The sequence below is a fragment of the Alteromonas sp. KUL42 genome (assembly GCF_006538325.1).
Lineage (GTDB): Bacteria > Pseudomonadota > Gammaproteobacteria > Enterobacterales > Alteromonadaceae > Alteromonas.
Genome location: NZ_BJKK01000031.1, coordinates 1 through 25,091 on the forward strand (window position 1 = coordinate 1; position 25,091 = coordinate 25,091).

The 25,091-nt window shown below is 43.4% G+C and carries 21 protein-coding genes and 1 rRNA gene; 16 read left to right on the forward strand and 6 right to left on the reverse strand.

Features of this window, described 5'->3' with window-relative positions:
* The first annotated feature begins 34 nt into the window (after window positions 1-34).
* The 3 genes from rrf (at window position 35) to EYR97_RS21440 (ending at window position 2,391) form a co-directional block, all read left to right on the forward strand.
* Window positions 35-150, forward strand: a 5S ribosomal RNA gene (gene rrf / locus EYR97_RS21430).
* A gap of 402 nt (window positions 151-552) precedes the next feature.
* On the forward strand, window positions 553-1,284 hold the full coding sequence (locus tag EYR97_RS21435) for an ABC transporter substrate-binding protein (protein WP_165478130.1): 732 nt from the start codon (window positions 553-555) through the stop codon (window positions 1,282-1,284).
* 102 nt (window positions 1,285-1,386) lie between these two features.
* Window positions 1,387-2,391 (forward strand): GGDEF domain-containing protein, encoded by a 1,005-nt coding sequence (locus EYR97_RS21440; RefSeq protein WP_242635155.1) that lies wholly within the window; start codon window positions 1,387-1,389, stop codon window positions 2,389-2,391.
* 95 nt (window positions 2,392-2,486) lie between these two features.
* On the opposite strand, the gene EYR97_RS21445 is transcribed toward EYR97_RS21440, so the two are convergent.
* The 3 genes from EYR97_RS21445 to EYR97_RS22575 are packed head-to-tail and all read right to left on the reverse strand — an operon-like array spanning window position 2,487 to window position 6,167.
* Window positions 2,487-2,825, reverse strand: a complete 339-nt coding sequence (locus EYR97_RS21445; RefSeq protein WP_131095795.1) for a DP-EP family protein — start codon at window positions 2,823-2,825, stop codon at window positions 2,487-2,489.
* Window positions 2,803-4,326, reverse strand: coding sequence for a hypothetical protein (locus EYR97_RS22570; RefSeq protein WP_258313278.1), 1,524 nt, complete (start codon window positions 4,324-4,326; stop codon window positions 2,803-2,805). Before EYR97_RS22570 ends, EYR97_RS21445 begins: the two co-directional genes overlap by 23 nt.
* Window positions 4,327-4,364: 38 nt before the next feature.
* Complete coding sequence (locus EYR97_RS22575) at window positions 4,365-6,167, reverse strand: winged helix-turn-helix domain-containing protein (protein ID WP_242635157.1); 1,803 nt, start codon at window positions 6,165-6,167, stop codon at window positions 4,365-4,367.
* Window positions 6,168-6,427: 260 nt separating this feature from the next.
* Between EYR97_RS22575 and EYR97_RS21455 the strand changes: the two genes are divergently transcribed.
* The 7 genes from EYR97_RS21455 to EYR97_RS21480 all read left to right on the forward strand — a co-directional run bounded on the left by EYR97_RS21455 (window position 6,428) and on the right by EYR97_RS21480 (window position 13,030).
* Window positions 6,428-6,928, forward strand: a complete 501-nt coding sequence (locus EYR97_RS21455; protein ID WP_131095796.1) for a hypothetical protein — start codon at window positions 6,428-6,430, stop codon at window positions 6,926-6,928.
* Between the two features lie 127 nt (window positions 6,929-7,055).
* Window positions 7,056-7,922, forward strand: coding sequence for a DUF692 domain-containing protein (locus tag EYR97_RS21460; RefSeq protein WP_131095797.1), 867 nt, complete (start codon window positions 7,056-7,058; stop codon window positions 7,920-7,922).
* On the forward strand, window positions 7,919-8,680 hold the full coding sequence (locus EYR97_RS21465) for a DUF2063 domain-containing protein (protein ID WP_131095798.1): 762 nt from the start codon (window positions 7,919-7,921) through the stop codon (window positions 8,678-8,680). The genes EYR97_RS21460 and EYR97_RS21465 overlap by 4 nt, the downstream gene beginning before the upstream one ends.
* A 159-nt stretch (window positions 8,681-8,839) precedes the next feature.
* On the forward strand, window positions 8,840-8,962 hold the full coding sequence (locus EYR97_RS22580) for a hypothetical protein (protein ID WP_258313279.1): 123 nt from the start codon (window positions 8,840-8,842) through the stop codon (window positions 8,960-8,962).
* Between the two features lie 22 nt (window positions 8,963-8,984).
* Window positions 8,985-9,521, forward strand: a complete 537-nt coding sequence (apt, locus tag EYR97_RS21470) for an adenine phosphoribosyltransferase (RefSeq protein WP_131095799.1) — start codon at window positions 8,985-8,987, stop codon at window positions 9,519-9,521.
* A gap of 33 nt (window positions 9,522-9,554) precedes the next feature.
* Window positions 9,555-12,665: a DNA polymerase III subunit gamma/tau gene (dnaX, locus tag EYR97_RS21475; RefSeq protein ID WP_131095800.1), complete on the forward strand. Its 3,111-nt coding sequence runs from the start codon at window positions 9,555-9,557 to the stop codon at window positions 12,663-12,665.
* A 38-nt stretch (window positions 12,666-12,703) separates the two neighbouring features.
* The gene (locus EYR97_RS21480; RefSeq protein WP_131095801.1) at window positions 12,704-13,030 is read left to right on the forward strand and encodes a YbaB/EbfC family nucleoid-associated protein; all 327 of its coding nucleotides are present in this window, start codon (window positions 12,704-12,706) and stop codon (window positions 13,028-13,030) included.
* A 215-nt stretch (window positions 13,031-13,245) separates the two neighbouring features.
* Here the strand turns inward: EYR97_RS21480 and EYR97_RS21485 are convergent, their stop codons facing one another.
* Entirely contained in the window at window positions 13,246-15,570 is a 2,325-nt protein-coding gene (locus EYR97_RS21485; RefSeq protein ID WP_131095802.1) for a TonB-dependent receptor, read from the reverse strand.
* A 221-nt stretch (window positions 15,571-15,791) separates the two neighbouring features.
* On the opposite strand from EYR97_RS21485, the gene EYR97_RS21490 reads away from it, so the two are divergent.
* Together EYR97_RS21490 and EYR97_RS21495 are read left to right on the forward strand one after the other, a co-directional pair.
* Window positions 15,792-17,240, forward strand: coding sequence for a helix-turn-helix domain-containing protein (locus EYR97_RS21490; RefSeq protein WP_131095803.1), 1,449 nt, complete (start codon window positions 15,792-15,794; stop codon window positions 17,238-17,240).
* A gap of 95 nt (window positions 17,241-17,335) precedes the next feature.
* Window positions 17,336-18,793: a M20 family peptidase gene (locus EYR97_RS21495; RefSeq protein WP_131095804.1), complete on the forward strand. Its 1,458-nt coding sequence runs from the start codon at window positions 17,336-17,338 to the stop codon at window positions 18,791-18,793.
* Between the two features lie 222 nt (window positions 18,794-19,015).
* On the opposite strand, the gene EYR97_RS21500 is transcribed toward EYR97_RS21495, so the two are convergent.
* A complete protein-coding gene (locus EYR97_RS21500; protein WP_207308080.1) occupies window positions 19,016-19,465 on the reverse strand; it encodes an NfeD family protein in 450 nt (149 codons plus the stop codon).
* Complete coding sequence (locus EYR97_RS21505) at window positions 19,465-20,406, reverse strand: SPFH domain-containing protein (RefSeq protein ID WP_131095806.1); 942 nt, start codon at window positions 20,404-20,406, stop codon at window positions 19,465-19,467. Before EYR97_RS21505 ends, EYR97_RS21500 begins: the two co-directional genes overlap by 1 nt.
* A gap of 285 nt (window positions 20,407-20,691) precedes the next feature.
* On the opposite strand from EYR97_RS21505, the gene recR reads away from it, so the two are divergent.
* The 4 genes from recR (at window position 20,692) to EYR97_RS21525 (ending at window position 25,049) form a co-directional block, all read left to right on the forward strand.
* Window positions 20,692-21,291 (forward strand): recombination mediator RecR, encoded by a 600-nt coding sequence (gene recR, locus EYR97_RS21510; RefSeq protein ID WP_131095807.1) that lies wholly within the window; start codon window positions 20,692-20,694, stop codon window positions 21,289-21,291.
* 252 nt (window positions 21,292-21,543) lie between these two features.
* Window positions 21,544-23,466, forward strand: coding sequence for a molecular chaperone HtpG (gene htpG / locus EYR97_RS21515; RefSeq protein ID WP_131095808.1), 1,923 nt, complete (start codon window positions 21,544-21,546; stop codon window positions 23,464-23,466).
* Window positions 23,467-23,827: 361 nt separating this feature from the next.
* Window positions 23,828-24,472 (forward strand): adenylate kinase, encoded by a 645-nt coding sequence (gene adk / locus EYR97_RS21520; RefSeq protein WP_131095809.1) that lies wholly within the window; start codon window positions 23,828-23,830, stop codon window positions 24,470-24,472.
* Between the two features lie 181 nt (window positions 24,473-24,653).
* Entirely contained in the window at window positions 24,654-25,049 is a 396-nt protein-coding gene (locus tag EYR97_RS21525; RefSeq protein WP_131095810.1) for an MAPEG family protein, read from the forward strand.
* The last annotated feature ends 42 nt before the right edge of the window (window positions 25,050-25,091 follow it).

Sequence of the window (25,091 nt, forward strand, 5' to 3'; positions counted from 1 at the left end):
AATATCAGATTTCCCAGATTGTTAACAATTTTTTCCTGGCAGCCATAGCGATACGGTACCACCTGACTCCATTCCGAACTCAGAAGTGAAACGTATTAGCGCCGATGGTAGTGTGGGGTCTCCCCATGTGAGAGTAGGACACTGCCAGGTCCCCATTCGAGAAACCCGCCTAACGGCGGGTTTTTTGCTTCCTGCACAAGTCATTCTATTACATACCACCAGATACAACATTTGGTCCCATCGGGCAGAGCTGCCTCTTTCGGACCTAGAAATTACGCTAATAAGCAAATCACAGACAGTGATAGTAAGTCTCATCCGAAGTTGCTTGGTTTCAGTAATTCGTCTTCCTAGCGTTGGTATATAAAAGAAAAAGCTTAACGTGCAGTAGTAGTTTATTTTTCATAGCATGCGTAAAGTTCTCATGACTTTTACTATTTCAAAATGACGCGTTAAACTTTCTTTTATTCAGCATTTTCTATATATAGTCTATAAAAGCACCATAACTGTTTTGTATTGTGATTTGTATTGTAAGGAAATGTGGAGGAGATGTTTTTGCGCTTTACAATAGCCTTATTTTTTCTACTGTGTTGTACCCTTAGTGTTGCGCACGAAACGATAAATAATACTTCTGATAATACGGTTGTTTTAGGCGTCGTTGAATTCCCTCCTTTAGTCATTAAAAATAATGAAAACAATACTTGCTACGGTAAAGCCGTTACCATTTCTACTTCATTATTGAATGATATGGGTTATAAAGTAAGGGTGGTTTGCCCGCCGCCAGCTCGTCTTTTTGAAAGTTTACGTACCGGTAAAGTAGACCTTACCATCAATGTGAAAGGCACAACGGCGCTAGATAACAATGTTACCTTTGTAGAAAAGCCTTTTAGTTATTTGTCTTTGGTATTGCTGACCAACCCAAAATTAGAAAGTGATAAAACGGTGTCAGCAATAAGAGGCTACGACTACGAAGGTATGCGCAAAGAACTGTTAGAAGATAATTACATTATCTTTGATATGGCGAACAGTTCTGATGCAATTCAGCTATTTCAGTTTGGAAGAACGACGCATTTAATGACGTATGAGGCCCCTTATGATTACTATGTACAACAGTCTCCTGATAGCATAACTGATCATATCGTCTCAAAAGAACTCAATATACCAACCTATTTTGCCATTTCTAAAGCAAGTAAATTAAGCCACCAACTGCAACAGAGTTTTAGTCAATTATTTTCATCGTCCGATGCGGCAACTATTATCGAGAACACGTCTAAAACCAATAAATAAACCTGAATTAAACCTTCTGGATTAAATTAAAGTTTTATAAATCAATAGGATAAATCGGAAGAAAGCCGGAAGGTAAAAAATCAGTTAACCCAGTAATCTTGTATGCAACTTAGGTCCTTTCTAGTGGAAGACAGCGGGATGTATACAACAATGTTAAATGACAACACACCTTCAACAAAGACTGCAGAGCTGTTTAACTTTTATAAAGACAGTTCGTTAGCCAGAATGCTCAATTTCATTAATGAAGCGGTTATGGTGCTTAGTATTAATGGCACAATAGAAATGTTGAATTCAAACGCTGCATCATTACTAGACAGTAACCGTGATGTTCTTTCAGGTGAAAACCTACTTTCACTTATTTACGATAAATCGGGGCGCTCACAAAGCCAGCTTACCCATTATCTTCATAATGCATCTACCACGGTGATAAATTCACCGCCAATTGAAGTAAAACTTACTCGTGCATCGGTGGGTATGAAAAGTTTGCCTGTTGAGCTTAGCATTTCAACGTTACCAGAAGAGCTGTCTTCTTCTAATTCGCTATTTTTGTGCATATTGCGCGATTTAACCATACATAAAGCCGAGTACACATCATTAAAACGAAAAGCAGAAACGGATTTTCTAACGGGTTTAGCGAATAGACACAAGTTCTCTGATTACTTGCATGAACAGTGGATGCGCTGCGAGGAAGATAAACTGCCTTTAAGTATTGTCTTTATTGATATAGACCACTTTAAATTATTCAACGACGAGTACGGCCATATTGCAGGTGACAAATGCTTAAAGCGCATAGGTGAAACACTTAGTTTAAGTTTGCCCAACCGCGACACGCTAGCAGCGCGATATGGTGGTGAAGAGTTTGCGTTAATTCTGCCTAATTGTTCGGCACAAACGGCGCAACTACTTGCCATAAGAATAAAACGCCATTTGTCACAACTAAGTGCAAAACATTTTGCCTTAATGTCTAATGCTAGGCTAACGGTAAGTATGGGCGTAGCAACCCAAGAAGGGCAAAGGTACGACAACAGCGATGCTCTGCTTAATGCTGCTGATACCTTGCTGTATCAAGCAAAGTCGCAAGGGCGTGACCAAATATGTTATTTGTAAGAACCGTTAAATGAAAACACGCTGGGCTATTTAACCAGCGTGTTGATCGTAAGTCATAGAGCCAATTCAGTTGATAATCTAAATTGTAAAAATGATCAAACTGGCTCGTTTTTTACTTGTGGATCTGGGCTGATAAAGCCTGTCACTAGCTTTACACAAATACTGTCTTCTTCGTCAGCATCTGAATCGGTGATCACAATACTTCTACCAGCATCTGTAATTTCCCACGTTAGGTCTTTATCAGGATCATTGGAGACCTCTGGCGCTAAAAATACCATGGCTGCTGCAGTATCTGGCGTAAGAGTATACGTAATTGTTGTGTTAGGTACAGTAACAGTAATAGGCGATTCTGGTGCACCGGCTTCTGGTGTTATGGTAAAAGTACCTTCTGTATCGACGGATACACTGTAACTATAGTTGGGTGGTGTTGTCATTTATCAATTCCTTGTTGATAGTAGTAAAATAATGCGGCAGCGGTACATTCATTCGCGTGAGCTGCCTACGTTGTGTGGCTACTGCATCTGCTTTATTTAAACAGTAGCCAGCGAATACATGGGCTTGCAAGAATAGGGGGTGTTTACTCTGGTTAATTACTGTTTTTGAAAGTGAAAACAGTATTTCACATTCTTTTTGAACTATATTGATATTCTCTTCATTATCGTGAAGCAATTGACGAATATAAGCGATTTGGTATTTTACATAATTTTCTAATACTCTAACGTTAGAAGCCTCTGTATTAATGTTCTTATTTATGTCGTCTTTAATAGAATGTTTTATGTTCAATTGAGTTAATAAGTTTCTGCTAGTTCGCCACTCATTGCGCTCTTGATATGAGTGGGCCGCGTAAATTTTTGAAGAGAGTCGGGTATTATCGCTTAGCAGTTCATCAATCATAATCTCTGCTTCTGTACTAATACTATTTAATGTAGAGATAGAAGTAAGTGAGTTGTAATAGTCCAGCAAAGCTTTGACATGTTTATAGTAAGATTGCCATGAACTATTGTCAGGGTCCTGCCCTAGTATTTGGCCCAATAGATTTTTAGCATCATTTAGTTGTGCGGCAGAGGTGCTAGGGCCATTAATAAATTGACTATTTTTTGCGGCATTTATTTTAATCAAACTAAGTGTTTCAATTATTTCCGCATTACCGGGATAGGTGGAAAGACTGTTGGTTAATATCGACTCTGCTTTTGCAAATGTTAAAAGCGCTTCACTAATACGGCCTTTGTGCATCTGTGTAGATGCAATCCAAGAATAAGTATCAGCAACCGCAGTAGCGGCAATGATAGGCGACACTGAGTTTTCAAGTAGCTTTAGTTTATAATCCAATGATGACTCAAAAAATGAAAGCGCTTTGTCAAAGTCTTGTTGTCGAAAGGCTACACTACCAATTGAGTTAGTCGCGTAGCTTAACTCTAGCAGAGCGTCTGGATTGCTAGGGGATAACTCCAGCATCTTTTCGCTATAGCGCAAATAGCGGTTGAACTGAGCATCTGCTAATACAAAATTATAATCTCTTAATGCAATATCTCCCAGCCAGAATGCATTTGCCCCTGCGGCTATTAATAGCGCGAAGTTGTTAGGTTGTTCTCTAAGTAGCGCTCCTAAACGTTCATCTGCCTGTTCATATAACTGCTTAGCAGTATCGGTATCATTTCTGTAAAAGCGTACCTCAGCCATCGCTTGCAAAGACAGTGCATGTTGAAAGCGCAGTTCAAAACTCGGCTCCTGAGCAGTTGTACCAAACCATCCAGTATCCTCTTCTTGCGCCGCTTCTACATAGGCTAATGCTTGCTCACTAATACCTTCCAGCAAATCCATGCGTTTTACGCTTCTAAGCTTGTCGGCAAAATCACCAATCATAAAACCCATTAAGTTTTCTGCTTCAATGCGTTTACGCTCTGCCAGTTGCTGCGATTGCTGGCTGCTTAGCATGGCGGCAAACGACAATACCGTTAAGCAAGCAAGTAGCGCTACGGTAACCCCTTTAAATACCTTTTTTGTTTTGCTTTTTGTGTTGATGCTTTAATAAGCATCTGTTCGTCTTTAGACACGCGAATATGGGGCATGTCGTTAAGGGCGACAGCATTAATCAGTGGTTTTCCTTCTGTCAGTAAGTAAGCGCTGCTTTTACCGTCTGCTAGCCATAATTTTGTTTGTCTTGTAAGGCTTGATTTATTCGATAGGGCCGATTGATGTTGCGTGATCCACTGTTGTACCCGGTCCCATTTTCTTAGTACGGCTTCGTGCGCCACTCTGAAGCTGGCAGTACCCTGATTCAAGTAAGAAACAAACAGCCTGTTGTCTACCATTTGCTTAACAAAGTCTCGCTCAGCATCGGTGTTAAGTTCATCCCAACGTGCACTTTTGCTAGTTAGGTTTGCGCCTTCATCGGTTAAGTTCACCAATAATGGCATTACAGCGTTGAAAGCGTGCTGAACCCCTTTAGGTAGCGCGGCAAATAGCGCCTCTGCTTTATAACCAATGGCACCTTCAATACCGCCAAGTTTTCGATAGGTCGTTAATTGCAAGGTATTACCTTGTCGCTGTAGGTAAAGTTCTTGCAGTGTGTACTGTAAAAGGGGTAAGCAGTTGGGCTCTTTTGCAGAATCTGCCAAAATAATATCATCAACACTGGCATTGCTGTTTTCATCCCACTCCCATTCAAGGCCAGCAGCCACAGCCGGAAGCTTAATTATTTGTCCCAGTTCACTTAGCGATGGAGGAGCAATGTCAAGGTGCGCTCCCCGAGCTTTGTTTTTCATTAACGGCGCATAGGTTGAAATAAGCGGGTAAAAGTCATTACGAGTGACCAAAAGTACAAGGAACGCGTTGCTTTCGCTTAAGGTCTCAAGCAGGGTGAATATTTTTTGCTTTTCGTTTTCACTTACCGCTGAATGCGCCAGTAAAGCTTCTAGCCTATCGATAACAATGGCAAAACAGGGGTAAGGTACATTTACACCCGTGTTATTGCCGCTTACCGCTTCTGAAAACCACTTCTTAACATGGTTGATGATTTCTTCTGGTTGGTTTTGAAGCGCATTGGCAAGGGACTGTGCACTGAATCCGTCAAAAACGCCTTTTTCATCGTTACCCCAATCGAGCATGCTAGCGGCTAATTCATTTAATAAATTAGTAAAGCCATTAGTAGCAAGATTTATGTCGGCAACGTCTATGCTTACATAATCGTAAGCGCGAATGCCATTTGTCCCTTTGGTGTCAAGCAGTCGGGGTAGTAAGCCTGCATGTACCAATGAGCTTTTCCCCGAGCCACTTGGCCCCATGACGAGGGTAAACGGGCGATGTTGCTTAAACTGCGTGGAAATACGGGTTATTAGCTCGCGGGTTAGTGCATTACGCCCAAAAAACACTTTGCTTTCGGCAGGGGAATAAGCACTTAACCCCAGAAAGGGTGACGCATCATGCCAATTAGCTTGCGCAGCCTGTGCTTGTTCATCGTTGACAAACTGCACAGGGGCAATAACGCGGTAACCACGTTTTCTAATAGTTTCAATGAACAGTGGTGCACTGGCTTTGTCATCCAATGCTTTGCGAAGTTGAGTAATGGTTTTATGAACAGGGTTGTCGCCAGTTGGTGCGTTTGGCCAGCATTGCGCCACAATATCATCGGCGCTAACTACATCGCCTTGCTGTTGACACAAAAGCAGTAATACATCCATCGCTTTGGGTTCAATAGTGCGTTTTGTTTTTCCCAATGACAGCGTATTACTTGCGGCATCTACTTGCCATTCCCCTAAGTAAAACTGTTGCTTCACCGTTAATTCCCTGAAATGCTGTACTTCTAACTAACACTGTACTTTACTTTTAAACCAAAGTGTAAAAGTTTACGCTCTCGTATATTTAGAGAACTGATCCTGACGGTACTTGAAGAATTAAATTGCATAAAATCAAGAATCTAAGATTTAATTTGAAATATTTTATGCAATTGTGAAATATACATTAATGTTGTAGGGTCTTTTTATTTACACGTGCTTACCGTACGTCAAATACGATTAATACTATTGAGGGTATATCAATGAAACAAATTAAAAAATCATCGGTAGCTACTGCACTTGGCGCAGTGGTAATTGGATCTTTGGCGTCTACGGTTGCCTTAGCAGATACTAACCCATTTGGCATGCAGTCTCTTGAATCGGGCTACAGTCAGTTTGCTGCTGAAGGCAAATGCGGTGGAGATAAGTCTGCTAAAGAAGGTAAGTGCGGCGAAGGCAAGTGCGGTGGTGACAAAGCGGCTAAAGAAGGTAAGTGCGGCGAAGGCAAGTGCGGCGGCGACAAAGCAGCTAAAGAAGGTAAATGCGGCGAAGGCAAGTGCGGCGGCGACAAGAAAGCTCACGAAGGCAAATGTGGTGAAGGCAAGTGCGGCGGCGACAAGAAAGCCAAAGAAGGCAAATGTGGTGAAGGGAAGTGCGGCGGCGACAAGAAAGCCAAAGAAGGCAAATGTGGCGAAGGTAAGTGCGGCGGCGACAAAAAGGCTAAAGAAGGTAAATGCGGTGAAGGTAAGTGTGGTAGCATGTAATCACACGTGTTTTTTCCAAGCGTTAACAGCTTATTTGAATTAAATAGTGCTAACGTCTTGGACGCTCCTGTAATGGCCGTCAGTTGATGGCCATTTTTGTATTGCGGTTTAGTCAGTAGGTGAAGGTATGAATAAAATCAAAGGCGCAGGGTTAGGATTTAGGCGAGAAATGCTCGATGAGTTGTTGCCTACATTGCCCTCTGATATTGATTTTTGGGAAGTCGCGCCAGAGAACTGGCTCCCGCTTGGCGGGCGTTACCAACAGCAGTTTGAGCTGGCGTCACGACAAGCTCCTTTCACTACACATGGTTTGTCACTGTCGATTGGCAGTAGTGACAAGTTAGACACACAGTTTGTTAAGCGAGTGAAAGGCTTTTTAGATTTACACAATATTGAGTTGTACAGCGAACACTTAAGCTATTGTTCTGGCAATGGCCACATGTATGACTTAATGCCAATTCCTTTTACTGAAGATGCAGTTAAGCACGTAGTGGCACGTATAAAGCAAGTACAAGATATTATTGAAAGACCGTTGGTACTTGAAAATGTGTCTTATTATATGGCACCTGGCCAACAGATGAGTGAGCTTGAGTTCACCAAAGCCATACTCGATGAGTCGGGCTGTTTAATGTTGTTAGATGTGAATAACGTCTATGTGAATAGTATTAACCACAAATACAATGCACAGCAGTTTATCGACGGCTTACCCAGTAACAAAATAGTGTATGGGCATATTGCCGGCCATTATGATGAAGCGGAAGATTTGAAAGTTGATACTCACGGTGCGGATGTCATTGAGCCTGTTTGGCAGTTGCTAGAATATGCTTATCGTAAGCATGGTGTGTTTCCTACATTACTTGAACGGGATTTTAATATTCCACCTATAAGTGAACTGATAACAGAAGTTCACCGCATTAAACAAATACAAAATAATGTGACGCAAAGCACCTGCGATGATGTTGCGAGAGTTGCTGAAAAAGGAAGCGTAGCGTGAGAAAGGCATTTCAGTCGGTACAAGCAAATTTTGTTAAAGCAATAAAAGATCCGCTGTCATTTCAAGCCTCGAATGACGATGAGGCGCGTAGAATGGATATCTACCAATCTCTATTTTTCAATAATATAGATAATTTCATTAGTACTGGGTTTCCCGTGCTTAAGTCTATTGTGCTTAAGCGTTATGGCGAGCATGGATGGGAATCGTTGGTTCGTCAGTTTTTTATTGCTCACGAATGTCGCTCGCCATATTTTGCCGAAATAAGCAAAGAGTTCGTAGAATATCTTTCAACTCAGCCTAGCTTACCCATTCAATTACCAGAATTTAGCGCAGAACTTGCTCACTATGAGTGGTTAGAGCTTGATGTGAGCATTCGAACTAATGTTAATGGTGTAATGTTTTACCGCGAAGGTGACAAGGTAGAGAACATTGTCGTTTCACCCTATGCATCACTTACCGCTTATTCATACCCCGTCCATTTGATTGGTGATGATTATATACCTGATGAGCCCGCTTCCGAGCAGCAATTCTATGTAGTATACCGAGACAGCGAACACCATGTGCAATTTGCCCATTTGAACCCAGTTAGTGCAATGTTGATCAATACCCTAGAGCAATACGCTGAAGGCATTGATTTAGCTTCACTGGGTGAGCTTATGCATAGTCAACTTCCCCAAATTCCCAAAGAAACACTACAAAGCGGTTTGCATCAAACAGTAAACGACATGCTGGTAAAAAACATATTTGTGTTGGCGTAAAGTTCAAAAAGTAGACGGACAATTGCAACTTACTGATCAATTTGTTGACGATCTGTACTGAAAGTGGACGAACAGTCACATTAGCACTGTCAATCGGGCTTGCTTTCGATTAACATTTACGACCATTTTTTTGTTCACATAATTGTTTAGGTAGTGCAAATGGCTGACAATTCAGATTTCAAAGAAGTCTATAACAAGTGGTACTTTTTAGCATCGCTAGCAACTCTAATCGCGTTTCCGTTGATGCATATCATCGCCGGCTGGTTTACCTTCTGGTTATAACGCAGACATTCAAGGCATTATTGTGACTGCAGAATATATAAAATCAGTAGTAAAAACCGTACCTGATTACCCCAAACCAGGTATTTTGTTCAGAGATGTAACCAGTGTTTTAGAAGATCACAAAGCATTTAGTAGCTGTATTTCTTTGTTGGTAGAAAAATACCAAGGTATGGGATTTACCAAAATTGCAGGTACTGAAGCGCGTGGTTTCCTATTCGGTGCTCCATTGGCAATTGAAATGGGTATCGGTTTTGTGCCGGTGAGAAAGCCGAACAAACTTCCTCGCGAAGTGGTTAGTGAAAGTTATGAATTGGAATACGGCATGGATACACTTGAAATCCATAAAGACGCTATTGTTCCAGGTGATAAAGTGTTGCTTATCGATGACTTACTAGCAACAGGTGGCACCATTGCCGCTTCAGTTAAGCTTATACGCTCGTTGGGCGGTGAAGTAAATCACGCAGGGTTCGTCATTAACTTGCCCGACTTAGGTGGTTGCGAAAAGCTCTCTGCAATAGATATTGAAAGCTATTCTATTTGTGAGTTTGAAGGCGAGTAAGCGCCATTTAGCGAAAGGGCGAAATACGTAATAATGAGTTATCAGGTACTGGCAAGGAAATGGCGCCCCGGCAAGTTCAGCGAACTTGTAGGTCAGGAGCATGTTGTTTCTGCTATTTCAAATGCATTAGATAACGATCGCTTACATCACGCGTATCTGTTTACGGGTACTCGCGGTGTAGGTAAAACCACCATAGCGCGTATTTTTTCCAAAAGCCTGAATTGCGAAGAAGGGCAGGGAGCCAACCCCTGTGGCCAATGTAATACCTGTAAAGAAATTGAGCAGGGCAATTACGTTGATTTGCTTGAAATAGATGCGGCGTCGAGAACTAAGGTAGAAGATACGCGGGAGTTACTAGATAACGTTCAGTATAAACCTACACGTGGACGCTACAAAGTGTACCTGATAGACGAAGTACACATGCTGTCTAAGCACAGTTTTAATGCGTTACTCAAAACCTTAGAAGAGCCACCGCCGCACGTTAAGTTCTTGTTGGCTACAACCGACCCGCAAAAACTTCCTATTACTATACTGTCGCGCTGCTTGCAGTTTAACTTAAAAGCCATGTCGCGAGAGCAAATTGTAGGGCAGTTGTCTCACATTTTAGAGCGCGAGCAACTTCCGTTTGAACCTCAAGCGTTAGCATTGCTTGCAAGAGCAGCTCAAGGCAGTATGCGAGACGCGTTAAGCCTAACAGATCAAGCAATAGCACAGGGCGGTAATAAAGTTATCGCATCTGTGGTAACAGACATGCTGGGTTTGATGGACAAAAACCAGTTGTTAAAAGTAATACATGCCGTGGTGAATAAAAGCCCCGCTGATGTGCTTCAATTGGTAAATGACATTGCCGAACAAGCGCCAGATTATGACAATGTGCATAGTGAACTTGGCAGTTTGTTGCATCAGGTTGCGTTAACACAATGGGTACCCGAAGCGTGTAAGTTGGAAACCACCTCTGCAAAAGCCATTTATCAATTGGCGAAAAGCATACCAGCTGAGCAGGTTCAGCTTCTGTATCAAATTGCGCTTCAAGGCAGAAAAGACCTTCCTTACAGTGCCGATGGCAAAAGTGCACTTGAAATGACCCTGATGCGAATGATGACATTTGCACCTGCATCGCCCGTTAGCAATACCTCAGAAATAATTTCATCAAGTGGTAGTGAGCACACACTTCCCGTTCAGCAGGCAAGCCCAAGTGGTGGCCCGGGAAACGTCAGTAAGCAGAAGGAAGCGCCTTTAAGCGAAACTTCTGCAACACATGAGCAAATATCAACGCCCGAGAACGCCGAGCCACATGACCAGAGTGAAGCTGCTGATTATCAGTCAACGTCTGCACAACTAGACGATGCGCATTCAACTACTGTTAATACGGAAAGTGACATTGTTGATGAATTCGAGCAGGGACCATCGTTAGTTGAGCAACAACCTGCTAGTCCCGATGTTTCCAAAACTGCTCATGAAATATCAGCTTCTGCACCAACGTTAGAATCTGCACCAGTAGCTGCGGAAGTGGCGGGAGCTCCAGCTTCAACGCAAACTCCGGAACCAACGCAAGCTCTGGCTCCAATGCAAACTCCAGTATCGAATGCTCCAACTCCGTTGTCAGAAGTGGCAGCTCCAGCATCAGAAGCAACAGGGGCTCCAGTACAAGCCGCTTCATCATCTCAGCATGATGTTGCTGACGATAGGCCGCCGTTAGATGCTTACATGGACGATATGCCGCCCCTAGCAGAGGAAGGCGGTTTCTATGGTTATGAAGAAAACTACACGGGTAATGGCAACACCGTTCAAGACAATCGCAACGCTTCCGATGGTGCAATAAACGCGACTCAAGGGAGTTCGCCAGAAGAGCAGTTAACTACCACCGCTGATATGTTGGCGCTGCGACAAAAATTAAAACAGCGAAAAGCACAGGACGCGCAGGAAAAAGCAAAACCTGCGGCAAGTTCTACTACTTCTGCATCAAGCGTATTGGGTTTACAGGGTAGAGCACGCCAAGCCACTACCAATAACAGTCTCGAAAATGTTCCAGAGCAAACCGCGGATAACCAAAATACCAGTGTTCAGAACGCAGATAACCAAAGCCCAGATAATCAAAGTGTTTTGGGTCAACAGGGTTTAGGGCAATCATCGCAAAATGAGGCTCAAGAGACTGAGCAACCTGAGCCAATTGAGGCTGTTGTATCTTCTGAACAGCAACCCAATGAAAGCCCGTTAAATGATAATTTAGCCCAAGATGACATGGCGCAAGGTAGTATGGTTGAGTACAGTAATACTCAGCCAAGTGGGTTAAACAGTACTAGCAATGGTAGTTCTAGTGAAGGTAGTTCTAAAGAAGGTAATGCCAGCGCGGATGAATTCATTTTTGATGAGTTTGATGCAGATGCGCCATTCTCAAATGATGATGTAGCTGATGATACCGCGTCACTAGGGGCAGTAGCGTCAGCGGAGTCAACATCACCTAATGCGTCAAATGCGGTATCCACAAGTTCGTCAATTAGCGCCAGCGACGACGCTTTTCATGAAGCGCGTGTTCAGGAAGCGTCTGCACAGCCCGAGCATGCTATTGATCATGATCATGATAACCACGATACGCCACCTTGGGCTTTTGATAACGAGCCGCCGCCATTTGAACAAATTGAAAGTACACCCGAGCAAACAGACTCTGGATATTATCGCGATGCATTGGATTTTGACGCGCCGCTTAGCGCTACGTATGACGGTAATTTAAAGGCCTACCTTGACGATGGCAACAAGCTTACTCATGCAAGTCAAATTGATGAATGGAGCCATTTGGTTGAACAGCTGCCAGTAGCAGGGCTGTTGAAGCAACTTGTTTTACATGCGGCTTTTTCTCGTAATGGCAACGCGGTATCCCTTGAAATTGACCACAGTCAGGCGCATTTATTAAACGACAGCACGAAGAAACAATTGATTGATGCATTGCATCACGGATTAGGTGAAGGCGTAACTATAGATATTAAGTTAGGTGAACCTTCATCTACACCGTTTACGCTACAACAAGAAATACATGCTATGCGCCATGCGCATGCGCACACAGTAATTAATACCGACGACACTATCCAAACACTGATGTCGACGTTTGATGCATCTGTATTAACCGACACAGTGAAAGCAAGATAGTAGAATTATTAACACCAAAACGAAGCGAGACGAACATTATGTTTAAAGGTGGAATGGGCAACATCATGAAGCAGGCGCAGCAAATGCAAGAGCGCATGCAGAAAGTACAAGACGACTTGGCAAAATTAGAAGTCACCGGCGAAGCGGGCGCGGGCATGGTAAAAGTAACCATGACGTGTAACCACAACGTACGTCGCGTTGATATTGACGAGTCGTTGATGGACGACGACAAAGACATGATTGAAGATTTAGTGGCTGCAGCCTTCAACGATGCAGTACGTCGCGTACAAGAAACCAGTAAAGAAAAAATGGGTGATGTAACAGGCGGAATGCCATTACCACCTGGCTTCAAAATGCCGTTTTAATCTCTTCATTCCTCTTATCGAGGGGGCTTTTATAGCCAAGAGATAGTAATACCTAGTTATTCATGAAAAGCTCCTCACATTGTGTAGGAGCTTTTTTGATTACGTAACAACACACATCATTGAGCACTTCTATTAGAGGCATTAATACTAGACTGCTCTCTTCACAAACTCCTTATGGGTTTGAAAAGAGAGCGCGTTACTTAAAATAACATTGTTTAAAAATAGGTGTAGGTCACACTTAAGCCAAAGGTTCTAGGCATGGCGTAAAGTGCATCTGAAAAGCCTAAGGTTGAAGTGGCGCTGTCGGTGCGATTCACCATAGTTTCTTCATCAAGTAGATTCTTAGCCCACAGCATGACTTCCCATTGACCGTCACCAGATACAATGCCCACTTGGCCATTAACGCGATTATCACTGTCTAACTCAGTTGCACTTAAGTTTCTCGCATCACTTTGAATCTTGCTGCGATAAGAGTAGTCGACGCCGGCAAACATTTCCCAGTTGTCGTTAATAGTGGCTAAATAATTGATGGCGAGTGTGTTGGTCCACTTAGCTGCACCGGGAAGTTGATTATTACTACAGTCATCAACGGCATGGCAGTTCGCAAAGTCACCAAATGTCGCATCAGCGTAGCCCATTGTGCCTTTTAGGGTTAATCCGCTGGTTAAACGATAACGAAGCTCAGCTTCAATGCCCTGACTCACTGCCGATGGACCATTCACTACGCGATTTACACCATTGTCGTCTACTACACGGGTTTGAATGTCTTGGTAGTCCAAATAAAACACGGCGAGGTTCAGGCGCATACGGCGCTCTAATAAGTCGCTTTTTAAGCCAATTTCATAGCTTGTTACTGCTTCGCGACCAAATTCCATTTGTGGGTTAGTGACATCACCGCCTATCGATGCCGTCGATTGTGGTCTGAAGCTGTAGCCACCTTCCTTATACCCTTTGGCTATCTTGCCGTACACATTGACGTTATCAGTTAGGTTTGATGATAGACCCGCTGTCCACGAAACAAAATCATCTTCTTGTGATTGAACGGTTTCGGGAATGTTAATGTAATCAAGCAAAAACACGCCAGGTAACGAGGTTTCATAGCCGTCTTGTGCAAATGCCATATCTTTGGTGACTTCTGAATAACGAATGCCCACAAAGCCGTTTAGTGTAGTGGTGAAATCGTAAGTCACATTAGTAAACAGTGCGGTACTTTCTGTGGTTAACTCGCCATCTAATTTAACACCTGCGCCTGGCAGAAGGTTTAGTGATTGAGGGTATCCATCGGGAAGACCTGTGGGAATGCCGAAAATGCCTGTCGCAGTAGCAAAGTCTTGTTGGTTTATCGCTTCGTTGCGTAAATAGTAAACCCCTGAAACAAACCGCAGGTCACTTTCTGCTGGTGATATTAGCTGCAACTCTTGGGTGAACTGTTTATTGTCTTCGCCTTCTACACTGTAGTTTAAGTCGATACTGGTTGAATCGGTATCCATCCCCAATAACGATTTATAAGTCTTTTGTGCAGTAATTGATTTCACTTCATAGCCACTGTCAAAGAGGTAAGCTACGGTGGCATCTACACCCCAATTGTCTCTGTCGGAAAAATAGCGGTTGCTATTGGCGTAGGCGCTGCGAATATCATCGGTAATAAATGAATCAGGATGTTCGCCTTGCCCTAGTAACCCAATGTAACCCAGCCCTAACCCGTGATCGGTTAAACTAACCGCTGGTGGCGTACTGCTGCCTCTTAGTATTTCGGCGTTTACGTCTAGGGTTAAATCGTCGATGGGGGTATAGCGCATTTGTACTCGGCCACCACGTCTGTCTTGATTGCCCAATTTACTGCCGTCTGCAAGGTTATCGATGTAGCCATCACGGGATACGTCAAATAAGGTTACGCTGGCCGATAAAACATCTTCTATTAATGGTGCAGTGGCGTATAGATTTGCCTTGCGCAAATTGTAATTGCCCACATCTAATTTAACTTTCGCTTCTGTGATGTCTGATGGTTTTTTGGTGGTGATACTTACTACCCCTAAATTGGTATTTTGTCCGAATAAGGTGCCTTGCGGACCTCGCAGTACTTCAACTCGGGCAACGTTGCTTAACTCTTGGTTAAAGCCTGTGGCTCTGGCGTATACCACACCATCTACATAAATGCCTAAACCTGGGCTTGTGCCCGAGTTAAATACACCATTAGGGTTTGAAGGAATACCGCGCATGTTTACTGTGGTGGCAAATGGAGTAGTGGCAACCATGCTCAGGTTAGGTACCGAATATTGGATATCTTGAAAGGTTTGAAGGTTTTCTCGTTCCAATTCTTTACTGCTAAGAACCGACAAGGCAAGGGGCACTTCTTGTAAGTCTTCTCCGCGTTTTTGAGCAGTAACCATTATTTGCTCTATTTGAAGCGACTCGCCGCTCTCAACTTGCTGTTGTGTTTCACTTGATTGGGCATGGGCTTGAAGCATGGCTAAATGCAGAGGAAGTAGCGTGAATAAACCCGCTGATCTCGCGTGCTTTTTTAAACTTGTTGTGTGCATGTATTGGTTCCGTTGTTATTGTTTTCTGTATAAGTTTCATTCAGTTCAACTTGGTTATAACGGGCTTGAGAATGGCTCGCTTCCTGATTTGCAAAACTGCACACAAATACACCAATAAAACACTTCGAATTTGCAAATTCGAATTAATTGCTGGCAAAACGTAGTATATTCAAATCATCCCCTACATAAGTAGTGATGGTAGAAGCGTAGAGGACGCCACTATGTTGTTATTGAGCGACTCGCTCACGTTACACACATCTAGCCTAGTTATTCTTTTGGCAGTTGCCTTTTTAGGCGGGCTGGTACTGAATATGTGGCGTAGTGATGTGGACGTTACTGCTAAACATTTTATGTTGCTTATTAGTGCAACTACCGCGCTGTTAGCTATTGCATTTGTTGTGCAAAAAGAAAGTGATGTGTGGCGAAATGGTGTGTACACCTTTATTTCTTTGCAGATGCTGTATGGCCCTTTTCTTTACCTTTACACGCGTTATCAATGCGACCTTCGATACCGCTGGGAACCTATCCAATGGTTACACTTTCTTCCTGCCTTGCTTTTTGCGTTGTTGTGGTTAGTTCAACAACCTATCGATTCACAAAGTGTGTTTTACTTTGATTGCGAGCATATTGATTGTACCGAACTTCAAAAGCACCGTTTTTGGCATAAAGTAGCCGCGTGGGTATCTATTTTCAGCTATACCTTTATATCGCTTCGGTGGTTACATCCCCATAGAGAAAACATTAAAGCGCGCTTTTCTACACTTGATGGCATTGATTTGCGTTGGTTGCAAAGTGCAGCGTGGAGCTTACTTGCGCTTACTGTAATCGCTACTTTTGCCGATCTTTCTCGGGAGTTTGGCCTACGCCACACCATACGAGGTGGACATTTACAGGCACTTGGCCCATTTATCAGTATTTTTCTTTTTGCTAAGTACGGCATTTATCAGAAAAAGGTGTATAGCGATGCTGACATTGCCTCAGACCTTTCTAGAGGTGCGAATGGTATTGAAGACAGTAGGCTTATAAATGATGCGAATTTGAGGTTGGGCGATGCCAAAGGAATTAATGAATCAAACCTAGACGTCGCATTCAAGCTGGCTTTAACGCAAAGCTCAAAACACAATATTGCCTGTGAGGTGAACCAAGAAACAAATACATCTCGAGATACTTTGAAGACAAATAGTCAAACCAATACCAATCAAGTTAAAGCTATTCAAACTATTGCCAGTCAATCTCCTGCTAATTTAGCTAGTGCTAGCCAAATTAATAAAAAGAAATATCAAACATCAAGTTTGACAGAGTCTTGCGCGTCTATTCTATGGCAGCAACTGCAAGACGTTATGCATCGGGAGCAACCTTATTTAGAGCCCGGTCTTAAGATATCGTCATTGGCTACGCGGTTAGATGTGTCGGTAAATCATCTGTCTGAAACCATTAATGGTTATGCAAAACTTTCGTTTTACGACTACATTAACGCCTTGCGAATTGAAGAGGCGTCACGATTATTGTTGAGCCATCAACAAAGCCATCTCTCTGTTACGGACATTGGTTATCAGGCGGGTTTTAATTCAAGTTCTACCTTTTACACACACTTTAAAAAGTCCACAGGGTGTACGCCTCGTCAGTATCGTGAACAGCAAGGCGCTATTGCAGGTTCGGTAGGCAGTTAAAAAACGTTTATTCAGTTTTGCAAATTCGGAAGCCCTTTTGCGCAAGGCCATTTACATATGGATGTGAACTATCCTAAACCGAGGAAATACGGATAATGATTAAAAAAGGGCTTTACGCTATTTTAGGTGTGTTGGTGTTACTAAGTGCAATTGTTGTAATTCGAACGCTTCAATTTGTACCGCAGCAACATGCTTCTTCTCAATCTACATTGCTTGATGTAGTGCCGCACGGGCCAACATTGTCACAGCATTTATCTGAAGCGATTCAGTTTCAAACTATTAGCCATGATGACGCTAAACAAAGAGACGATGAGAGCTTTCACCGCTTTATTGCGTGGCTTTCTACAACGTACCCCGCTGTGCATACCGAACTAAGCGTGACACCTCTTAATACCTTTACATTGTTGTTTAAATGGCAAGGTAAGAATACCCAAGCACCGGCAGTACTATTCTCAGCGCACTATGATGTAGTGCCGGTGAACCCCGGAACTCAGAGCAATTGGCAACATCCGCCTTTTGCGGGCATTGTAGAAAATGGCATTATTTGGGGGCGGGGTGCACTTGATGATAAAAGCGCTGTAGTGGCTTTAATGGAATCTGTAACCTTACTTCTTTCAAAAGGTTATCAGCCCGAACAAGATACCTATATTGCTCTTACCCATGATGAGGAAATTGGCAGCAGAGAAGGCGCTCAAGCAGTTACTGAGTACTTTAGACAGCAAAATGTGGCACTTGCATGGTCATTAGATGAGGGCTCTTTTGTTCTTGATGGTTTAGTACCAGGCTCTGATAAGCGGGTGGCCAGTATAAACGTAGCTGAAAAAGGCTACCTGACTGTTGAATTGGTGGCAAAAGGCGAGGGCGGACACAGTTCAATGCCTCCACAAGATACGGCAGTCAGTGTGTTGGCAGAGGCCATTGTTAATGTTAAAAATGCCCCTGTGCCTGGCGGATTGAATGGCTTGGGCGAGCAGATGTACAGCAACATTGCTAAGCATATGAACTTTGGTAAACGTATGCTATTTGCCAATACATGGCTATTTAAGCCGTTAATTGAATCGTCTTTGTCAACATCGAGGGCTGGTAACGCTATGCTGCGCACAACTACTGCGCCTACTATGTTATCGGGCAGCGTAAAAGCCAATGTCCTGGCGCAAACCGCAACTGCGAAAATTAACTTTCGCGTTCACCCAAGAGACACAGTGGAGCGCGTAATTGATTGGGTAACGCGCGCTATCGATGATGATCGCGTGACAATCAACACCATTCGCGCTTTTACCCCGTCTAGTATTGCCAATACCCAATCTGAAGGTTTTAACAATATCGCGTCGGTAACCCGCGATGTACATGGTGATGTCATTGTAACCCCTGGGCTTACTATTGCAGCAACAGACAGTCGCTTCTACTCAGAAATTACCGATGCATATCGCTTTAACCCAATGACTTTAACGCCCGAATATTTATCTGGGTTTCATGGGACAAATGAACGGATAGATGAGAAAAATATGGTGGATGCGGTATCGTTTTATACGCGCTTGATGATGCACAAATAGAATGCTCTAAGTAAAACGCGCCAGAAATAACTATGTATAGCTAGGTATGAGGCAGATAAAATCGGGTAAACGATAACTCGTAGATCTTAGCTAAATAACTTTACGCAAAAAACAGTAGGGATAATACAGTAAAGAGAAGAAAGCCCTCTGATAAAGAGGGCTTTTGAATCGAAATAAACGTCAATGTATTTAAAAGCTCATTAGTAAAACGCTGTGTAATGCTTAAACAGGCTCTACGATAAACTCACCAACGTTGGCTTCAATTACCTTCACTTTTGTGCCGGCTTTAATGGCTTGCGTGCTAACCACCTTCCACGTTATACCCGAATACTGATATTGCCCTGGCGCATCAGGTGCGATATCTGCAGCAAGGTTCCATGTGTGACCAACAAGGTCGCTGGTGACGGGCTTCTTCTCTACGTGCCCTTGCATTTTTTGCAGTGGTTTCCACAAAACAAGGGCAAATACGCCAGTGAAAATGGCAACACACAGCGACACCATTAACCATGATTCTGGTACAACAGAGAGATAGACCAGTGCACTGGTAATAATCATTGCCAACCCAATAAACAACAGGAAGAAGGTGGCAAAACCCAGAATTAATACTTCAATAGCCAGCAAGGCTAACCCTGCGGCAACTAAAACCTGTGGCATGTGCTCAGAAAACCACATTATTCGGCCTGCTTATTCATACGGTTGATAATTGTCATGGCTTGCGCCACTAATGAGCTTGCATCCGTACTATTATCGGGAAGCAGCACGACAGACGACTCTTTGGCAATGGCTTGTTTGGCTTCAATTGCTTTGGTGGCTAAGTCTAGTTGAATGGCTTTTTGGCCTTCAGACGTATCTGCCGCTTCACCAACTTTGCGCAGTGCTTCAGCTTGTGCCTCAGCAACGGCTATAATGGCTTTGGCTTCACCCTCAGCACGTAATACTTGTTCTTGCTTGTCTGCTTCCGCTGCCAAAACGACCGAGGCCTTTTGCCCTTCTGCACGGTTAATTGCGGCTTGTCTATCGCCTTCAGACTCCAATATTTGCGCTCGCTTCACACGCTCTGCTTTCATTTGTGCTTCCATTGCTTCCATAACAGAGTTTGGCGGCACAATGTCTTTAATTTCGTAGCGCAGCACCTGAATACCCCAAGGACCACTTGCGTCATTAATAGAGGTAACAATGTTAGTATTTAGCATGTCGCGTTCTTCAAAGGTTTTATCTAGCTCCATTTTACCGAGCTCAGAACGCATGGTGGTTTGTGCCAATTGGGTTACGGCAAACACATAGTCATCAACACCATAAGTGGCTTTGTAAGGGTCTAAAACGCGAAAGTACAGTACACCATCAACATGAAGCGAAATGTTGTCTTTTGTTATGGCACTTTGCTCGGGTACGTCAACCGCTTGCTCTTTTAGTGAACGGTCGGCAGCCACACGGTCTATAAATGGAATAATGAAGTTTAATCCCGCTTCTTTTGTCGACTGGTATTTACCAAATCGCTCAATCAAATAGGCTCTGTTTTGTGGCACGAATTTAATTGAAACTTTGAGGACAACAATGACGAGGATCAGCAGGAAAACCTGCGGCGATATTAGATGCTCAAGTAACATTTCCATAATTAACTTCCTTCTTAATACTGCTTGGCAACCTGAGTGTGCCTTCCACTACAGGTTTGTGTATTTGTATACTGCTTGTGTACCGCAATACGCTCCAATATATAAACAGTGGACAGTCATAGCAATTAATTAAGCCGCAAATACATCCTAAAACAGGCTTTAATGCGTAACAAAATGTGCTCGACTCTATAAATCCATACGTGATTAAATAGGTCATCATCGCAAAATAGAGCACCGACGAACGTCAGAGTGCTTAACGCAAAAGTCAGAACAGTAGTTGTATATATGAAGTTTAGTCCATTGTTGTCAGAGCTAATTCAAGCGCTGACATGTTTGCCCGGCGTCGGGAATAAAAGTGCGCAGCGCATGGCGTTTCATTTGCTTGAGCGCAATCGTAACGGTGCTATTGATCTAAGTAATGTGCTGCACAATGCGATGGAACATATTCATCATTGCAAGCGTTGTAGAACCTTTACTGAAGACGAATTGTGCGATATCTGCCGTCATCCTGAACGGGAAGCCAGTGGTTTGCTATGTGTTGTTGAAAGCCCACAAGACGTATTGGCTATCGAACAAACGCTAAGCTACAAAGGGCAATATTTTGTATTGATGGGGCATTTATCGCCAATTGATGGAGTTGGGCCTGAAGAAATTGGTTTGAACGAACTAGAAACTCGCTTGCAAGCTGGTGGGATCACAGAAGTGATTTTAGCGACTAACCCCACCGTAGAAGGCGAAGCAACGGCCCATTACATTGCACAGTTATGCGCTTCACACAATATAGAGGCTTCACGTATTGCCCATGGCGTACCTGTGGGTGGTGAGCTTGAATTCATTGATGGCAACACGCTCACGCATGCGTTTTCTGGGCGTCGAAAGCTCTAGCTTAACAACATAGACTAAGGCGCCTTTCTATTTTTATAGGCGCTTTTTTATTGCTATAAATTCGCCAGAAGTGTTCGGGAAATGCACCGCAACAACCCACTTTAACGATATATACGCGTTAGTAATCCAGCCTAAAATTCATCGTTTTTTATCCCATTAAAAGAAAATTTCGTCTCAAACATTGAAAAATGGTTTGGTTGTCCTTACCTGTCTATCAGAAAGGTGATCCATTCAATGAGGAGATATTGGATTATGGCTGAAGCAGCCCATAAAGAAACCCACGGTTTTCAGACGGAAGTAAAACAACTTTTACATCTGATGATTCACTCTTTGTACTCAAACAAAGAAATTTTTCTGCGTGAGTTAGTGTCAAATGCCGCCGATGCAGCTGACAAGCTTCGTTTCCGCGCATTGGAAAACGATAGCCTTTATGAAAACGACGGCGACCTAAACGTTAAACTTAGCGTAGATAAAGAAGCGAATACCATCACAATTACCGATAACGGTATTGGTATGACCCGTGACGAGGTCATTGCAAACTTAGGTACAATTGCAAAGTCTGGTACTAAAGACTTCTTTAGCAAGTTGTCGGGCGACAGTGCCAAAGACTCACAACTTATCGGTCAATTTGGTGTTGGTTTTTACTCAGCATTTATTGTTGCAGACAAAGTCACTGTGCGCACACGTGCTGCTGGCGCAGAAGCTGCGAGCGGTGTAGAGTGGATTTCTGATGGTGAAGGTGAATTCACCATTGCAGAAATTAACAAGCCAAGTCGTGGTACTGAAATTACGTTACACCTACGTGAAGACGAAAAAGAGTTTGCTGATGCATGGCGTTTGCGCTCAATCGTGAGCAAATACTCTGATCACATCAGTATTCCCGTGCAAATGTGGAAAGATGAAATTCCAGAAAGCGAAGGCCCTGACGGCGAGAAAACCCCTGCGCAACCAGGTGAGTGGGAAGTCGTCAACAAGGCAACTGCATTGTGGACCCGTGAAAAATCTGAGATTTCAGATGAAGAATACAACGAGTTCTACAAGCATATTTCTCATGATTTTGCCGACCCACTAGCGTGGGCACACAACAAAGTTGAAGGTAAGACGGAATACACAAGCTTATTGTACATTCCATCTAAAGCACCGTTTGATATGTGGAATCGCGATCAAAGCCACGGCTTGAAATTATATGTACAGCGCGTTTTCATTATGGACGACGCTGAACAATTCATGCCGACTTACCTGCGCTTTGTTAAAGGTCTATTAGACAGCAACGACTTGCCGCTTAACGTGTCGCGTGAAATTCTACAAGACAACAAAATTACTCAAGCACTACGCCAAGGTTGTACGAAGCGCGTACTTCAAATGCTTGAAAAGATGGCGAAAAACGACAGTGAAAAGTATCAGTCGTTCTGGAACGAATTTGGTAACGTCTTAAAAGAAGGTCCTGCTGAAGATTATAGCAATCGTGAAAAGATTGCCGGCTTGCTGCGCTTCTCATCTACCCACGGTGATTCTGACGCACAAACGGTATCGCTAGCAGATTACCTTGAGCGCATGAAAGAAGGGCAAGATAAGATTTACTACGTGACTGCAGATAGCTTGCAAGCTGCAAAGTCTAGCCCGCACTTGGAAATCTTCCGTAAAAAAGGCATTGAAGTATTGCTTATGGGCGAGCGCATTGACGAGTGGTTAATGTCTCACCTAACCGAATTTAACGAGAAGCAATTTGTTTCTATTGCCAAAGCAAACTTAGATTTAGGCGACTTAGAAGACGAAGAGTCTAAGAAAGCGAAGGAAGAAGCAGAAAAAGAAGTGGCTGGTGTGTTAGAGCGCGCTAAAACTGCACTTGGCGACAAGGTTATTGATGTGAAATTTACCCATCGTTTAACTGACTCTCCGGCGGTTATTGTAGCTGATGATAATGGCATGACGACACAGATGATGAAGTTGATGCAAGCAGCTGGTCAGACCGTACCAGACGTGAAATATCACTTCGAATTAAACCCTGAGCATAGCTTAGTTAAATTACTGGCTGATACACAGGATGAAGAGCTGTTTAGTCAATGGGTTGGTGTATTGTTTGACCAAGCGGCATTGTCTGAACAAGGTAGCCTGAAAGATCCATCTACCTTTGTACAGAACTTGAACACGCTACTAATGAAGTTAGCAAAATAAGCTCACTTTAATGTAGGTTTACATAGAAAAACGGGCGTATCGCCCGTTTTTTTGTGTCTAAATTTAACATTCGCAAGTTTACGGTTTTTATTGTGCTATATTCTAGGCAGTTAATATATTGGGCTAATGCGGTTTACCAAAGGCACTGTTTTTAGTATTTGGTAAGTGTGTGGGCACGTGTGGCGTTGATGTCAAAAGAGTGGGTAGGCACGAAATGACAAATTTGCCCATAAGTCGCACATATATTCGCCATTAGTCTTAAGATTCACCTTACGGCACTGCTTACACTTGTCACCCCTGTGTTGAATGTGTAAAGTGCCCGAAGTAAAAAGTTCAAAAATCATAAGCGGAGAACGCACTCATGCGAATTATTCTTCTCGGCGCTCCTGGCGCGGGTAAGGGCACACAAGCTCAGTTCCTAATGGGCAAATATGGCATTCCACAAATTTCAACTGGCGATATGCTTCGTGCTGCTATTAAAGCGGGCACAGAGATGGGGCTTCAGGCGAAACGTGTAATGGATGAAGGCAAATTAGTTTCTGACGAGATCATTATTGGTCTGGTTAAAGAGCGTATTGCACAAGACGACTGTAAAGACGGTTTCCTACTTGATGGCTTCCCTCGTACAATTCCTCAAGCAGATGCGATGAAGGAAGCAGGTGTGTCGGTTGATCACTGTATCGAGTTTGATGTGCCAGACGACGTTATTGTTGAGCGCATGAGCGGCCGTCGTGTGCACCCTGCATCTGGTCGTGTATATCACGTGGTGTATAACCCACCAAAAGAAGAAGGCAAAGACAACGAAACCGGTGAAGAGCTTATCGTTCGCGATGACGATAAAGAAGATACGGTTCGCAAGCGTCTTGCTATTTATCATGAGCAAACCAAGCCACTTGTGAATTACTACAGTGCGGAAGCAGAAGCGGGCAACTGTGCGTATCACAAACTTGATGGCACCCGTCCAGTAGATGAAGTTAGTGCAGAACTGGCTGAGCGTTTAGGCTAAGCAAAACCCATTGCACGAAGAAAGGTCGCTAAAGCGGCCTTTTTTATTGCGTGTTTGCTGCTTGTAAGTTACCGATAGATAACGTTTAATAGCCACAGACATCAGCGTGCCTGTTATGGGGCTACGTCAATAGAAAACGTCAATAGTAAACTATTTAAAACAATAACATATGGAGTTGACCATGGTACTGCCGATCACCGCGTTTTACGCCAGTCTGTTGGGTATTTGTTATTTATACCTTTCTTTTACCGTTATCGCTGCACGACGTCGTCACAAGGTGGGATTGGGCGATGGTGGTCATGAAGATCTTAGCCGTTTAACTCGTGCCCACGGGAATTTCAGTGAATATGTACCTATTACGCTTATTATGATCGCCTGCTTTGAGGCTAATACTGGGCAAATGTGGGTAGTTCACACGCTAGGGGCCGCCTTGTTATTTGGGCGCGTTGTCCACGCTTATGGTTTGGGCAAGCATGCAGGCGTAAGTTGGCAGCGTTTTTCTGGCATGATTTTAACGTTTCTTGCCATGCTGTGCGCTGCCGTGGGTAACCTGGTGCTCATTCATTTTGGTATGTGAATCAGGTGTACAGTCAGCAAGTTTACGAATAAAAAATGCAGC

Bases quoted from the DNA above. Each gene is read 5' to 3' on its own strand.
- EYR97_RS21490 (WP_131095803.1), top strand. From the start codon at position 15,792: ATGTTGTTATTGAGCGACTCGCTCACGTTACACACATCTAGCCTAGTT.
- EYR97_RS21485 (WP_131095802.1), bottom strand. From the start codon at position 15,570: ATGCACACAACAAGTTTAAAAAAGCACGCGAGATCAGCGGGTTTATTC.
- EYR97_RS21440 (WP_242635155.1), top strand. From the start codon at position 1,387: ATGCAACTTAGGTCCTTTCTAGTGGAAGACAGCGGGATGTATACAACA.
- EYR97_RS21525 (WP_131095810.1), top strand. From the start codon at position 24,654: ATGGTACTGCCGATCACCGCGTTTTACGCCAGTCTGTTGGGTATTTGT.
- EYR97_RS21500 (WP_207308080.1), bottom strand. From the start codon at position 19,465: ATGTGGTTTTCTGAGCACATGCCACAGGTTTTAGTTGCCGCAGGGTTA.
- EYR97_RS22580 (WP_258313279.1), top strand. From the start codon at position 8,840: ATGGCTGACAATTCAGATTTCAAAGAAGTCTATAACAAGTGGTACTTT.
- EYR97_RS21480 (WP_131095801.1), top strand. From the start codon at position 12,704: ATGTTTAAAGGTGGAATGGGCAACATCATGAAGCAGGCGCAGCAAATG.
- recR (WP_131095807.1), top strand. From the start codon at position 20,692: ATGAAGTTTAGTCCATTGTTGTCAGAGCTAATTCAAGCGCTGACATGT.
- adk (WP_131095809.1), top strand. From the start codon at position 23,828: ATGCGAATTATTCTTCTCGGCGCTCCTGGCGCGGGTAAGGGCACACAA.
- EYR97_RS21505 (WP_131095806.1), bottom strand. From the start codon at position 20,406: ATGGAAATGTTACTTGAGCATCTAATATCGCCGCAGGTTTTCCTGCTG.
- EYR97_RS21460 (WP_131095797.1), top strand. From the start codon at position 7,056: ATGAATAAAATCAAAGGCGCAGGGTTAGGATTTAGGCGAGAAATGCTC.
- htpG (WP_131095808.1), top strand. From the start codon at position 21,544: ATGGCTGAAGCAGCCCATAAAGAAACCCACGGTTTTCAGACGGAAGTA.
- EYR97_RS21445 (WP_131095795.1), bottom strand. From the start codon at position 2,825: ATGACAACACCACCCAACTATAGTTACAGTGTATCCGTCGATACAGAA.
- EYR97_RS21455 (WP_131095796.1), top strand. From the start codon at position 6,428: ATGAAACAAATTAAAAAATCATCGGTAGCTACTGCACTTGGCGCAGTG.
- dnaX (WP_131095800.1), top strand. From the start codon at position 9,555: ATGAGTTATCAGGTACTGGCAAGGAAATGGCGCCCCGGCAAGTTCAGC.
- EYR97_RS21495 (WP_131095804.1), top strand. From the start codon at position 17,336: ATGATTAAAAAAGGGCTTTACGCTATTTTAGGTGTGTTGGTGTTACTA.
- EYR97_RS22570 (WP_258313278.1), bottom strand. From the start codon at position 4,326: ATGCTAAGCAGCCAGCAATCGCAGCAACTGGCAGAGCGTAAACGCATT.